16 protein-coding genes are annotated in these 13606 nt (G+C 38.7%); 9 read left to right on the top strand and 7 right to left on the bottom strand.

Translation table 11 applies throughout. The features are described 5' to 3' along the window. Positions 1-140 precede the first annotated feature (140 nt). Positions 141-1097, bottom strand: coding sequence for a pectinesterase family protein (locus AC1DND_RS04505; RefSeq protein WP_477579466.1), 957 nt, complete (start codon positions 1095-1097; stop codon positions 141-143). A 360-nt stretch (positions 1098-1457) separates the two neighbouring features. Between AC1DND_RS04505 and AC1DND_RS04510 the strand changes: the two genes are divergently transcribed. Continuing rightward, positions 1458-3098, top strand: coding sequence for a glycoside hydrolase family 43 protein (locus tag AC1DND_RS04510; protein ID WP_477579468.1), 1641 nt, complete (start codon positions 1458-1460; stop codon positions 3096-3098). Between the two features lie 4 nt (positions 3099-3102). Beyond that, positions 3103-3894 carry a rhamnogalacturonan acetylesterase gene (locus AC1DND_RS04515; RefSeq protein ID WP_477579470.1) on the top strand — a complete coding sequence of 264 codons (792 nt, stop codon included), beginning with the start codon at positions 3103-3105 and terminating at the stop codon, positions 3892-3894. 28 nt (positions 3895-3922) lie between these two features. On the opposite strand, the gene AC1DND_RS04520 is transcribed toward AC1DND_RS04515, so the two are convergent. Both AC1DND_RS04520 and AC1DND_RS04525 read right to left on the bottom strand, forming a co-directional pair. Next, the gene (locus AC1DND_RS04520) at positions 3923-4174 is read right to left on the bottom strand and encodes a DUF6814 family protein (protein ID WP_029276864.1); all 252 of its coding nucleotides are present in this window, start codon (positions 4172-4174) and stop codon (positions 3923-3925) included. 11 nt (positions 4175-4185) lie between these two features. Then, positions 4186-5709: an MFS transporter gene (locus AC1DND_RS04525; RefSeq protein ID WP_477579481.1), complete on the bottom strand. Its 1524-nt coding sequence runs from the start codon at positions 5707-5709 to the stop codon at positions 4186-4188. A 151-nt stretch (positions 5710-5860) separates the two neighbouring features. Between AC1DND_RS04525 and AC1DND_RS04530 the strand changes: the two genes are divergently transcribed. Beyond that, positions 5861-6751, top strand: coding sequence for a bestrophin family protein (locus tag AC1DND_RS04530; protein WP_029276859.1), 891 nt, complete (start codon positions 5861-5863; stop codon positions 6749-6751). A gap of 34 nt (positions 6752-6785) precedes the next feature. Here AC1DND_RS04530 and AC1DND_RS04535 read toward each other — a convergent pair whose 3' ends face one another. The 4 genes from AC1DND_RS04535 to AC1DND_RS04550 form a co-directional block, all read right to left on the bottom strand. Further along, positions 6786-7331: a TlpA family protein disulfide reductase gene (locus AC1DND_RS04535; protein WP_477579483.1), complete on the bottom strand. Its 546-nt coding sequence runs from the start codon at positions 7329-7331 to the stop codon at positions 6786-6788. 69 nt (positions 7332-7400) lie between these two features. After that, positions 7401-8687 (bottom strand): hypothetical protein, encoded by a 1287-nt coding sequence (locus AC1DND_RS04540; RefSeq protein ID WP_477579484.1) that lies wholly within the window; start codon positions 8685-8687, stop codon positions 7401-7403. A 165-nt stretch (positions 8688-8852) separates the two neighbouring features. After that, on the bottom strand, positions 8853-9380 hold the full coding sequence (locus AC1DND_RS04545) for a hypothetical protein (RefSeq protein ID WP_230151142.1): 528 nt from the start codon (positions 9378-9380) through the stop codon (positions 8853-8855). Further along, positions 9373-9882, bottom strand: a complete 510-nt coding sequence (locus AC1DND_RS04550; protein WP_051691810.1) for an RNA polymerase sigma factor — start codon at positions 9880-9882, stop codon at positions 9373-9375. Before AC1DND_RS04550 ends, AC1DND_RS04545 begins: the two co-directional genes overlap by 8 nt. Before the next feature lie 484 nt (positions 9883-10366). Between AC1DND_RS04550 and AC1DND_RS04555 the strand changes: the two genes are divergently transcribed. From AC1DND_RS04555 to AC1DND_RS04580, 6 genes are all read left to right on the top strand, one after another. After that, positions 10367-10591, top strand: a complete 225-nt coding sequence (locus tag AC1DND_RS04555; protein ID WP_477579486.1) for a hypothetical protein — start codon at positions 10367-10369, stop codon at positions 10589-10591. A 115-nt stretch (positions 10592-10706) separates the two neighbouring features. Further along, the gene (locus tag AC1DND_RS04560) at positions 10707-11111 is read left to right on the top strand and encodes a hypothetical protein (protein WP_477579488.1); all 405 of its coding nucleotides are present in this window, start codon (positions 10707-10709) and stop codon (positions 11109-11111) included. Then, positions 11111-11578, top strand: coding sequence for a DUF4265 domain-containing protein (locus tag AC1DND_RS04565; RefSeq protein WP_477579490.1), 468 nt, complete (start codon positions 11111-11113; stop codon positions 11576-11578). Before AC1DND_RS04560 ends, AC1DND_RS04565 begins: the two co-directional genes overlap by 1 nt. A 355-nt stretch (positions 11579-11933) precedes the next feature. Further along, on the top strand, positions 11934-12158 hold the full coding sequence (locus AC1DND_RS04570; RefSeq protein WP_477579492.1) for a DUF2798 domain-containing protein: 225 nt from the start codon (positions 11934-11936) through the stop codon (positions 12156-12158). Between the two features lie 31 nt (positions 12159-12189). Beyond that, on the top strand, positions 12190-12759 hold the full coding sequence (locus tag AC1DND_RS04575) for a Crp/Fnr family transcriptional regulator (RefSeq protein WP_477579494.1): 570 nt from the start codon (positions 12190-12192) through the stop codon (positions 12757-12759). A gap of 155 nt (positions 12760-12914) precedes the next feature. After that, positions 12915-13606: amino acid--tRNA ligase-related protein (locus AC1DND_RS04580; RefSeq protein WP_477579496.1), on the top strand; the 692-nt coding region annotated here is incomplete at its 3' end.

Raw genomic sequence — 13606 nt, forward strand, 5'->3', positions numbered from 1 at the left:
GTGTACGTTGTTTGCACTTAAAGTGTACGTTGTTTGCACTTAAAATAGAAGAGAAATCTATGCAATCGTTACCGGAAAACGAGGCAAAAAATCGTCATCAAACAGCCGACTAATACCTGTATATCAAATATTTAACTCACTTATTTCGCCTCTGGATTCCACCCACGGAAAACGTTTTCCAAAATGTAGGCCTTATACTCCACTTCGGTTAATTGATGCGACCAATTTACCCTGCTTTTTGGATCGGCTCCTTTGCCAGTGCTTTTATATTCAGCGTAATAGGCCGTTTTCTCATTGCTTTCCTTGCCCCAGTTGTTCCAACCCTCAGGGCGGATAAAATCAGGCAGTTCGCAGTTGAGGTAGGCAACCTTTGCGTAAGGCCTCCATGGCCTACCCAAGTAAAAACTATTGGCTGGTGCATCTCCTTTGATTTTGCATTTGTTTAATACATAACCAAATTTTGTAGTATCAGCAGTTGATGCCGCCGTGATATAACCCGCTTTTTTGCAGAAAATAGTGCAGCTTTCGAACCAGGCTGTAGAAGCCCCGAAAATAAAATCGACCGTCCCTTCGATGTAACAGTTTTTATAATATTGGCGGTTGTTGCCTCCGTAGGTATAAAGTGTATCCTGAAAGCCTAAAAACCTGCAGTTGGTAAAAATTAATTTATCTCCTCCTGCCCAAACAGCAACGGCTTGCCCCACCGGGCCTGATGAATTTTCGAAGGTGATGTTTTCTGCAGAAAAGCCTTCGCCATAAATATAAAAGCTGGAAGAACCTGAAGTGCCTTTTTCTTCACCAAAAGCATTCTTCTTCTGGGCGTAGTCATCATAAGTTAATATGGTTTCGTTTAGGCTCTCCCCAATAAATTTCACATTCTTTTTAGAGGCCGCCAAGATTAGCTTTTCTTTGTAAATACCTTTTTTGATAAAAATTATGGTTGTTTTGTTCCTGAAATCGGGCACGGCGTGTATCGCTTCCTGTACCGTTTTAAAGTTTCCGCTTCCATCGGCAGCTACCACAAAATCGGGCTTAACACCCAGGGCATAAACTGCTGATGAAAAGGTTATCAGAAAAAATAAGATGATTGCTTTCATATCAATTTGGTTAGGCTTAAATTAAAATCGGCCACGTAAAAGTATAAACTTTGTAACGCAGCCGTGTTTTTAAAATATATGATGAACAATTTTAAACATTAATATCCATCAGAAAGAAGTTTTTTAGAGATTAAACACTGCAAACGATGTCGGGAACGATTGCACAATAACAACTTGCCTAAAAATAAAAAAAGACTTAACCTTGTTAGTAGGCTAATTTGATAAAATATACGCATCGTCATTCCCAACCTGATTGGGAATCTTAATGCCAATCACAAGCCGCATTAAGATTCCCGCCTGTGCGGGAATGACGTAACGCTAAATAAATAACTGACCAAATATTAAAAACATCATTGTACAATGAAATATCTATTTAGTTTAATCCTCGTTTTAAGTTTTAGCATAAATACCTTTGCCCAACCTGCTCCAAAAAGTGGGTACATATCTAAAGTTTGGGTTTCTGACCTAGGTAACGGGACGTATAAAAATCCGGTTATCAACGCTGATTATTCTGATCCTGACGCTATCCGGGTGGGAGATGATTTTTATATGATCGCCTCCAGTTTTGATGCCATCCCGGGCTTGCCGATCCTGCATTCGAGAGATTTGGTGAATTGGAAAATAATCGGCCATGCCTTAAAACGCCAGCCTCCATTTGAGCATTTCGAAAAAACACAGCATGGTAATGGTGTTTGGGCACCCTCCATCCGCTACCGCAATGGCGAATTTTTCATCTACTATCCAGACCCTGACTTTGGGATTTATTTAACTAAAGCTAAAACCATAACAGGGGCCTGGTCTGCACCAAAATTGGTCGCCGCAGGTAAAGGATTGATTGATCCCTGTCCGTTCTGGGATGAAGACGGCAAGGCCTACCTTGCTTACGCCTACGCAGGAAGCCGTGCTGGCATAAAAAGCGTGTTGGCCATTATGCCATTAAGCAGCGACGGATCAGCAGCTACAGAAACCGGCAGAATTGTATACGATGGCCACGAACTCGACCCAACCATTGAGGGTCCAAAAGTTTATAAACGCAATGGCTATTACTATTTGTTCGCACCAGCAGGGGGAGTTTCTACAGGCTGGCAATTAATTTTGAGAAGTAAAAACATCTACGGCCCATATGAAAGAAAAGTAGCCATGGATCAAGGGAAATCTTCGGTAAATGGTCCTCATCAAGGCGCTTGGGTAAATACTCAAACAGGCGAAGATTGGTTTCTTCATTTTCAGGATAAAGATGCTTATGGTCGCGTAGTTCACCTGCAGCCTATGAAATGGATCAATAACTGGCCTGTTATCGGGCTTGATGCAGATGGCGACGGTAAAGGCGAACCGGTTATCACCTATAAAAAACCAAATGTGGGCAAGGTTTATCCGATTGAAACACCTGAAGAAAGTGATGACTTTGAAACTTCAAAACTAGGCTTACAATGGCAATGGCAGGCCAATCCGCAACCAACCTGGTTATTTACTGATGCAGGCAGGGGTTTATTAAAGTTATACACTTCGAAAATTCCTGATGATGCCAAAAACCTTTGGGATGTTCCGAACCTATTGATGCAGAAATTTCCAGCTGATGAATTTATGGCAACAACAAAACTCTTATTTAAACCTAACCCAAAATTGGAAAACGAAAAAACAGGTTTGGTAGTAATGGGGAGAAGTTATGCGCAGATTAGCATTAAAAGCAAAAAAGACGGATTGTACCTTATGTACGGTGTTTGCCAAAGTGCCGACAAGGGAAAAACCGAAAATGAAAAGGAAATTACCAAACTAAAATCGGGCTCGGTATATTTCAGGATTAAAGTTACTAATGGTGCAAAATGCCAGTTTAGTTACAGTGAAGATGGGACTCGTTTTACGGATGTAGGAGATGAGTTCCAGGCCACGGCAGGCCAATGGATCGGCGCAAAAATGGGAATATTTGCCGCCAGAGATACCCAAACCAATGATTCAGGAATTGCCGAATATGATTGGTTCCGTGTACAAACATTAAAATAAAAAGATGAAAAAACATAAATACCTTATCGCAGCCCTTGGCACCGTTTTACTGATGTCTTTCATTGTAAAACCTAAACCTGTTAAGGTGTATTTAATCGGCGATTCTACCGTAGCAGATTATACTTTAGATGAAGGTTATCTGCAGAAAAAGTATCCCATTACAGGCTGGGGGCAGGTTTTTCAGCAATTCTTAAAAAAAGACTGTTTAAAAAAATTAAACAGGCTGATTAAAAGCGACAGCGCTTTGGTTATTGATAAAGCAAAAGGGGGAAGAAGTACCAGAACTTTTTTTGAAGAGGGAAGGTGGAAAGAAGTTTTATCAACCTTGCAAAAAAACGACCTGGTGTTGATCCAGTTTGGGCACAACGATGCGGCAAAAGATAAACCTGAACGTTATGTCGATATTCCGGGCTATAAAGATTTTTTAAGGATGTACGTAAAAGAAACAAGGGCTAAAGGTGCTTTACCGATCCTGATCACACCGGTTACCCGCAATTACCCCTGGAAAGATGGTAAACTGGGCAGTGCACATGGCGAATACCCACAAGCGGTGAAAGATGTGGCCAAAGAATTAAATACACCCGTTATAGATCTAACCTCACTTTCAGCGAGTTTTTTCACAACAAAAGGCAGTGAATTTGTAAGCAAACATTACTTTATGAATTTAGACTCAGCCAAATATGAGGCTTATCCAAAAGGGCAAAAAGATAATACCCACTTCCAACCAGAAGGAGCCAAAGCAGTTGCGCAGTTGGTTTACAATGAATTAAAAAACATCAACCGCAAGACGAATTAAGGAAAGATATTACCTAACAACCTATAAATTACAACTCCTCCGAACTTTCCGGCAAGTGATCATACTCTCCTTTCCAGGCATAAAAGCCAAATATCATCAATCCCAAACTTATGGGAAGGAAAATAAACAGGATAATTGCCCATTGTAATATGGTATTGGTACGTTCGATATCTGAATGGGTCAAGCCCACTTTATCTATCGCCTGGATAAACAAAAATGTCATTGTTAATGGCCCTAAAACCATCCAAACCAAGCCTAAAAATTTCTTTAACGTATTCATCTTCTTCGTATCTAGTCGTTAATATTTTCGTCTCTTTTATTCGATAAATAAATTGTGCCAATAACCAGGCTCAATGCCGCTATACCTATCGGATACCATAGGCCTGATAATGGCGTAGAACCAGAAAAGCTTGCAATTAGTGTTGCAATAAATGGTACAAGCCCACCAAAAACGCCGTTACCGATATGATAAGGCAGCGACATAGAGGTGTACCTGATTTTAGTAGGAAATAGTTCGACAAGGAATGCCGCAATTGGCCCGTAAACCATCGTTACCAGCAAAATCTGGAAGAAGATTAAACCGACAAATTTCCAGAATATTGGCGTAGGCAAAACTTTATCTTTTATTACTTCTTTACCTAAGAGAATCCCTTTGGTTGCAGAAACCGTATCGGTTTGCACCTTATTAAAGGATGCACCGTTTTTAAGCATCATTTTAGTAGAAACCGTTCGCAAGCTATCAGTTGAGTTCGCAATTAAGACAGATATTACAGGAGCTGGGCTGGCAGATAAAATATCAGTCTGTTCAACTTTTGTATAATCGGTATCATCCAAAAACGTTTGATAGATTGGGCGATAGAAAAGAATACCCAAAAGCATACCGCTTAGCATAATCCATTTCCGGCCAACCTTATCACTCCAGGCACCAAAAACCACAAAAAATGGCGTGGCAAAAGCGATTCCCCAAAGTAAAATATACCTCGAGTCGTTAAAATCTAATTTACAGGTATTCTCTAAAAATGATTGTGCATAAAATTGACCTGTATACCAGATTACCCCTTGCCCCATGGTAGCACCAAACAAAGCCAGAAGTACCATTTTAAAATTCGCTTTGTTGTTAAAACTTTCTTTTAAAGGGTTTTTTGAAATATTTCCTTCAGCTTTCAACTTAGAAAACATTGGCGATTCGTGCATTTTCATGCGAATATAAATCGACACTACAACGAGCACAATGGATAGCAGGAAAGGAATTCTCCAGCCCCAATCGCCAAAAGTTTCAGCGCCTAAGATGTTTTTTGTGATTACGATAATCCCTAATGAAAGGAACAGTCCTAAGGTTGCTGTAGTTTGAATCCAGCTGGTAAAAAAGCCCCGTTTATCTTTGGGTGCGTGCTCTGCTACGTAAGTTGCAGCTCCACCATACTCTCCACCAAGGGCTAATCCTTGAATCAGCCTTAGTATTAAAACCAAAATTGGTGCGGCATAACCAATGCTTTTGTACGATGGGATTAAGCCGATAAAAAATGTCGATCCACCCATCAGCACCAACGTGAGCAAAAAAGTATATTTTCTGCCGATTAAATCGCCAAGTCTGCCAAAAACCAATGCGCCAAAGGGACGAACGATAAAACCTGCCGCGAAAATTGCCAAAGTGTTGATCAGGGCAGATGCACCTGCATCTTCCGGAAACAATTGGTGACCAATGATAACTGCAAGGCTACCAAAAATGTAAAAATCATACCATTCAATCAGCGTGCCTAACGATGATGCACCGATTACTTTAAAAATATTGTTCTTGGGTAAAGTGTCGCTCATAAGAAATAAGAATATTTGGTTTCCCAAGATAAACATTTGCATGACAATCGGCAACCTGTACTGTCTGTCATTTAATTTGTTACATTACCAAACATTTTGGCTTTAGTTTTGTATTTTCATCCGTAACGAATTTATTTCCCATTCAGATTATATGCTTTTAATACAAAACATCAGGTTAAGTAGAATTTTAAGAAATACGTGGCACGTTGATCTGATCATGATTGCCTCTTGCACTGCGGCTTACTTTGTACGCGAGTATTTAATTGCGCATCATTTTTCCATTCCATCCATTATTCCAACGGTTTTAGGTACAGCTATCGCCTTTTTTATCGGTTTTAACAATAACCAGGCTTACGATAGGTGGTGGGAAGCACGAAAAATATGGGGTGCTTTGGTAAACGATTCCCGCTCTTTTGCAAGGGCATTGATCAATTATGTTGATGAGGATGAGGAAAGCGTAAAACGGATGATTTGCAGGCACATTGCGTTTTTATATGCTTTAAAGGCAAGTTTGAGGGGAACGGTAGACGAAATTTACACCAAATATTTATCTGAAGCAGATTTAAAAGAAATAAAAAAACATAACAATGCGCATAATGCGATTTTAAATATACAATCGAGAGATTTACAGAAATTATCAAAAGCCAATGCCATTGATGGTTTTCGTTTTATCGAAATTAACGAGATGTTAACCCGGTTCTCTGATTCAATGGGCATGAGCGAACGCATTAAAAACACCATATTCCCTACCACTTATACCTATTTAACTAAAGTGTTTATCTGGTTATTTGTGGTAACATTTACCCTGGTAATCAGTCAGGATGCAGGGCCGGCAGCCATATTTTTGGGCTGGTTAATTGGTTTCGTATTTGTATCTACGCAGATTAATGGAATGAGCCTGGTTAATCCTTTCGAGAACAATTCGGCAGGTGTTCCCCTTAACCAGATTACGAGAACAATAGAGATCAATCTTTTGCAGATGCTCGAAGAAGACGAGATCCCAGAGCCTGTTAAACCGATTAATGACGAATATATCCTTTAAGCTTTTATCGTTTCGTCCCTGTTTTCGAAAATTACTAATTACCTGTTAATATACTTTTTAACTTCTCTTCAAAAAGTACCGATTTAGCTTTAAACTGTGGGTTAGAAAAGGAAATATTAGCAGTAGCATAAATAATCTTTCCATCTTTTCCTACCAAAACATTTGACGGAAAGCCGTGATTAATATTCAGTTTCCGGATCTCATCTTTGCTTAATGATACAATTTCGTATTTGTAACCGTTCCGTTTCTGAAACCACCTGGCACTGGCAGGGCTATCATGGGTAATCCCGATAAACCTTACAGCTTTTTTGCCATATTTAGCCACTAAATTATTTAATTCAGGCATTTCGGCTATACAAGGCGGGCATTTTTCGAACCAAAAGTTAATCACCACTACCTGGTTTTTTAAACCGGTATTGGAGAACGGCTTTTTATTGATGCTTAAACCATTAAAAGCGGGTAAATCTTTACCTATTAAATCTTCGAAGAAAGTTTCCTGCGTGGCCCATTTAACAGGAACATTTTGAGCCAGTGCTGCGAAAGAAAAAACAGAAAACAAGAGAATAAAGTAAATTTTCATCAGCGCTAAATATAAAAAAAGTCCTACCAATTTGGCAGGACTTTATAGTTTGTTTGGTTTTGAAAAATCTTATTTAAAGGTAACTGAACCATATTCGGTTTTAATGGATACGTTTGCAGCACCTCCACTACCAATTTTACCAGTATATTTTTTGGTTTCATCATCTTTACTTACCAAACTTGATGTTACGTTTGAGCCATATTTAAAGCCGGCATACGAAGTAGAAACATTAAAATTGGCATTATAACGGTCGGCAAAGCCCAATCCAACGCTTACATATTCACCACCAAAGCTGAAGTTTTTACAAGCTGGAGTAATTTCGTTTACGCTAAGGCGGTTGTAATCCATATTGATGTTTGCATCACCATTAAGTGAGCCTAAAGTAACGTTCGAATATTCTGCTGTAACCGCAATTTTACCTGCTGATGCAATATTTAGATCGCCATAGGCCTGTTTAGCAACTGTATTGCCTTTAACTGTGTTGATGTTTACTTTGGCATATTCTGCATTTAAAAGCAGGTTCCCACCAATAGTGCCAACGGTTAAACCCTTACCGTATTGTACTTTAATATCGGCCGATTTCCTGATGGTATTGATGTTTACAGCAACATACTCGGCATCAAGTTGTAAAGTGCCCACAGCGCCAATGGTTACAGGACCATTGTATTCATGTTTTACCACCGCAGCATTCAGATCCTGGATATCGCATTTACCATATTGAACATTGATGTAGTTATTTACGTTGCTTAAATTGCCAGCAACCAGATTGCCATATTCTACCTTTAAAGAAGTTGGACCTGAAAAATTACCCAATTCAACATTGCCATATTCTTGTGAAACCGTTAATGGGTTTACTGCCGGCATATACACCACGTAATTTACTTTCACTTCCCTCCGCCAGGTGGTYACACCATTCTTCATCCCACGACCATAACGTCCGTTTCTGTCACCCATGTTCGTTCTGAAAGTAACTACATCACCGTTTTTAGCGGCATCAATACTCACACCATCTATCAGCTTCTGTACATCGCTGTCTGAGTTGCTATAAGCTTTAATATCTACATCAACACGCACTTCTTTTTTGTCCCAGGTTTTAATTACGATAGATCCATATTGGTTGTTTAAATTAACCTTATCGTTATTATCTACATTAAAACTCTTGCTAAAAGATTTAGAACGTTCGGCATCACTGCCTGCTTGTTTATACTTTGACGTGTTAACCATCGCCAGTGTTGAAGATTTCGCTGCACTTTCGACAATTACCTGCTCTGATGGACTATTTACCGCAACTTCTTGCGCATTGGTTTTTACGGCGATTAAAGCCATAAAGGCTAAAAATATTTTTATTGTTTTCATGTTGTTAATTGTTAAACATTTAATGGCTCAAAACCTGCCGGCCGGCAATAAGCAATTTAATGTGGTGAGCGTTCCCTAATTTGTATCATTATGTTGAATCAGGTATCAAGACCGATTGACTACTATTTATTACGCTTTCTACTTTAGGCGTTAATTTCTCTTAAATTAAATCTGGTTAACCCTTTTGTAATCATCAACCTGGTTAATAATTAATAATTGTTGTTTTAATAACTGCAGTTGTATTTCGCGGTTTTTAACCATGGCCTTTACCACAAAAGTTTGGTTGGGCGAGGTTGGCAGTTCTGCTTTTAATCTTTCGTAATCTTCATCAAGCTTTTTCAGATCGGCAGTAAATTTTTTATACAACTCTGGATTCGCAGAAGCGAAAATGGCCAAACTATCTCTTTTTTCGGTAATTAAACCTGCGAAGTGGACTTCTTTTTTTGCATATGAAGCACTAACGTCGGCTATTTCTAAATCTTTGTTTTGTAATTTTCCTACGTATAACCAGGCTAAACCGAAAACCACCACGATAGCTGCTGCTGCACTCATCCATAAATACAGCTTTACCGGCTTTTTTTTCTTCTTGTTGTCTAATTCCTGTTCAATCTTTGCCCAAAGTCCTGCCGATGGCTCCATTACATCGAAAGCTTTACGGTTCTCCTTTACGAAGGTTTCTAATCTATTATTCATCTCTCATCCCTTTCTGTTCTAAAATACTTTTTAACTTCTTTTTCGCCCTCATGTACTGTGTACGGCTTGTATTTTCACTTATTTTTAAAATGTGTGCAATTTCCTCATGGTCGTAACCCTCTAAAAGGTATAAGCTCAATACTACTCTATAGCCATCTGGCAATTCGGTAATGGCTGTCCTAATTTCATCAGCTTGCAACCGTACTTCACTGTCATCAAAACTATCCTCATCAGGCACTTCCGATAGCTCATCGGTACTTACAAACTCCATCTTACGTTTACGTAAATAATTGATGGATTTGTTGATCACGATCTGCTTTAACCAAAGTCCGAAAGTGGTTTCCTGCCTAAAATCTACAATTCTGGTAAAGGCATCCAAAAATGCTTCCTGTAAAACATCTTCTGCCTCTTCTTCGTAATTTAAAATGCGCAGCGCCACATTATACATGGCCTTTGCATACAGCTTGTACAATTCAAACTGTGCTGCGCGGCTGCCCTGCATGCATTTTTTTACTAGCTCTAGGTTCTTATCGATGTATACGGCTTCCAAAATTTCGAATATTCTGATTATAAGACATAAGGGATTTTAAAACGTTGCATCAAGGTAGAAAAAAAGTTTAGAAATAAGTTAATACAGTATTAAGATAGAATTAAATGCACTGTTATCCTCAGGAGCGAAGCACAAAATGATTTTTTCATTCCCGTAAAAAGTGTTTTTATATTGAATAGGAAATGAGCAGTTCTAAGCTTTTGGCTTTTTTAGTCCTGCTTTCTGATACGAGTTCCGATGAAGGATCGGAAGCTCTTCCCGATAATCAGGTTTATTTCACTTAGGCCTGTAGCTAGGAAAACAAACCGCGGTTAACTAAACCCGACAGCAGCGGTTCCGATCCTTCATCGGAATTAGCGAATGGCGGGGCTACAGTACCTATGAAACACTAACCTTTCATTTCCAAAACATAAAAGCCTCTTATAAACATTAGGAAATGATTGGTTCTGCGCCCTTGGCAATTTCAGTCCCGCTTTCTGGTACGAGTTCCGATGAAGAATCGGAAGCTCTTCCCGACAATCGGGTTTATTTGACTAAGGTTCGTGCCCTGAAGCAAAACGCAACCAAACCCGACAGCAGCGGTTCCGATTCTTCATCGGAATTAGCGTATGGCGGGGGCTACAGTACCTATGAAATAAGCCCTTTCATTTTCAAAACCTAAAAATAATTTATACTCAATACAAAACAAGCAGTTTCATGTTTTGATATTTGTGGAAAATTAGCTTCATGACCATCATAAATTTGAAAACCCTGAAACAAACAATTAACTTCATGCCATGGAAACCGATTTAATCATTTCAGCAATAAACGAGATACACAAAAAAGCAGATCAGGCCTTAGAAAGTAAGTATGTAACGGCCTACACTGCCATGTTTGATGACAGCTTAACTTATACCCCTGCAGAAGGTATAGCGCTTAATAAACGCGATTATACAATCGATTTAAAAAAGTATTTTGGCCATATTAAAGAAATACATACCAGTTATTACCGCATTAAATCTTCTTTTGAAAACGAAGTTTTTACCGAAAAAATTGCCCGAAAATCAGTCATTTTAAAGCCGAATCTGCTTATTTTTTCTAAAAAACAAACTATCCAGACAGAAGAAATTTACCATTGGAAAAATATTAAAGGTGAATGGAAAGTAATCGCTATTGAAATCGTGCTGGAAGAGAAATATTAATGACTGAAGATAAACTGGTAAAAGTCCTCTTTGCTTTTCATAGCGATGCCTTGGAGGAATGGACAATAGAAACCATGTGGTGCGAAACTGTAGATCAGGAAAAAGGTCATTATAAGATTGAAAACATTCCTTTTTATGCACCCTTTGCCTATAACGACCTAGTATTTGCAGAATATGATGAAGATGAAGGTATGTTAACCTATCGCGAAACAATTGCTTATTCGGGCCATTCTACTATTCAGGTGGTGTTAATGAACAAAGCAAGTTCTACTAATGAAATCATTACAATGCTTAAAGCTTTGGGGGCCGAAATTGAAAAATTTAGTGATGGTTATTTCGTGATCGATATCCCGCCCAGCTTAAATTATAAACCCATAAATAATGAATTAAAGAATTTGGCAGAAAAAGAGATTATTGATTACGCCGAAAGCTGCTTAGATGATAAGCATCAATTTCAAATAACATGAGATTAGAAAGACAGCACGCCTTTTGATTGAAACAGGTAGTTGATTGCTTAATTACTTATTAAAATGTCTTCGACTGGCTACCAATGGCAGATATTAAAGAGGGTCGTCATTGCGAGGCACGAAGCAATCTTACAACGATCGCTAACAGCGTGTGCATTAGGATTGCTTCGTCGGCTGAAAAAGCCTTCTCGCAATGACGAATCCTAAAAGCCTATCACTACGATAAAATATATTGTTAACCAAAATAAACATTACGACCTCTAAATATTAGTCTCTTCCTTTTTTGACCTACATCAAAGTTTAAGATTTTTAATGGCTGCACCTTTGCAACATTATAAATTAAAACAGATTAAAAATGAAAAAAGAACATTTCAAATACATCAACACGCTTTTCGTGGTTATCCCTATGACATTAATTATGGCGTTTGTAGGTTTAATGCGCAACTACGGTTTTGGCGAAGATTGGTTTATCAAATTCTTAAAAGCATGGAGTATTATGTTACCTCTAGCCTATTTTGCGGCCTTTATCATTATTCCCAATGCACGGAAACTGGCCGAAAAGATCACTTCTAAAGCCTAAACATTGTTACATTTGGTTAAGACTAAATTAAATGCACGAACAGCTTTCCAGTTATATCAGAGAAAAAATTACCATCAGCGATGAGGATCTGGAACAGGTATTGTCTTTTTTCAAGGCGATGCAGGTAAAGAAAAACGAAATCATGATCAGCCCTAGCGAAACGAGTCAACGCATTTATTTTGTTGACAAAGGCTGCTTGAGGATTTTTTTTCTAACAGAAGGTGGTACTGAAGCTACCAGGCATTTTGCTTTCGAAAAGCAGTTTGCCACGGCTTTGGTCAGTTTTATTACCAACGAAATTTCAAAGGAGTTTGTGCAGGCCATAGAAGATACCGACCTGTATTACATTTCGCAAAAGGACTTCTATCATCTGCTTAAAATCATCCCTCAGTGGGAGAAACTTTACCGCCATTATTTGGAATATGCCTATGTAACCAATACCAACCGCTTAATGTCGTTTATTACGCTCGATGCCACCGAGCGTTACCGCCAGCTGCTTGCGCAAAATCCAGGTGTGGTAATGCGCATGCCGAATAAAATGGTTGCCTCTTATTTAAATATCTCACAAGAAACTTTAAGCAGATTAAAATCAAAAGCATAAATTCAGTTAATTTTAGCGCATCATTCTATTTGTGTTTTTAGTGCCTTTGCGGTCAAAAAAACAGCAAATCGGTTATCGTAAAATTTCCTTAAATCTTCTACTCTAAACTTTAAAACAAAATCGGTATTTTTGCCGCTCAATTTAGATTACAATATATGTTAAGAACAGTAACTTGTGGTGCATTAAACCTAAATAACTTAGGCGAAAGTGTTACGCTATGTGGTTGGGTACAAAAATCAAGAGATTTAGGCGGTATGACTTTTATAGACATCCGCGATCGTTATGGCATTACTCAGTTGGTTTTTAACATGGATGATAATCGTGAACTTTGTGAAGCAGCACGTTCATTAGGCCGCGAATTTGTAATTAAAGCAATTGGTACCGTTGTAGAAAGAAGCAACAAAAACCCAAAAATGGTAACCGGTGATGTGGAGATTAAAATTTCTGCTTTGGAAATTTTAAATGCAGCAAAATTACCTCCGTTTATGATTGATGACGAAACTGATGGTGGTGATGAGTTGCGCATGAAATACCGTTATTTGGATTTACGCCGTAACCCGGTTCGCAATAACCTGGTTTTGCGCCATAAAATGGCACAGTCGGTTCGCCGTTATTTAGATGCTTTAGATTTTATCGAGGTGGAAACACCTGTTTTAATTAAATCTACACCAGAAGGTGCGAGAGATTTCGTGGTGCCTAGCCGCATGAACGAAGGCGAGTTTTATGCTTTGCCTCAATCGCCGCAAACCTTCAAACAATTGTTGATGGTTTCGGGTTTCGACCGCTATTTCCAGATTGTAAAATGTTTTAGAGATGAAGATTTAAGAGCCGACCGTCAGCCTGAGTT

The organism is Pedobacter sp. 01N416 (assembly GCF_056399685.1).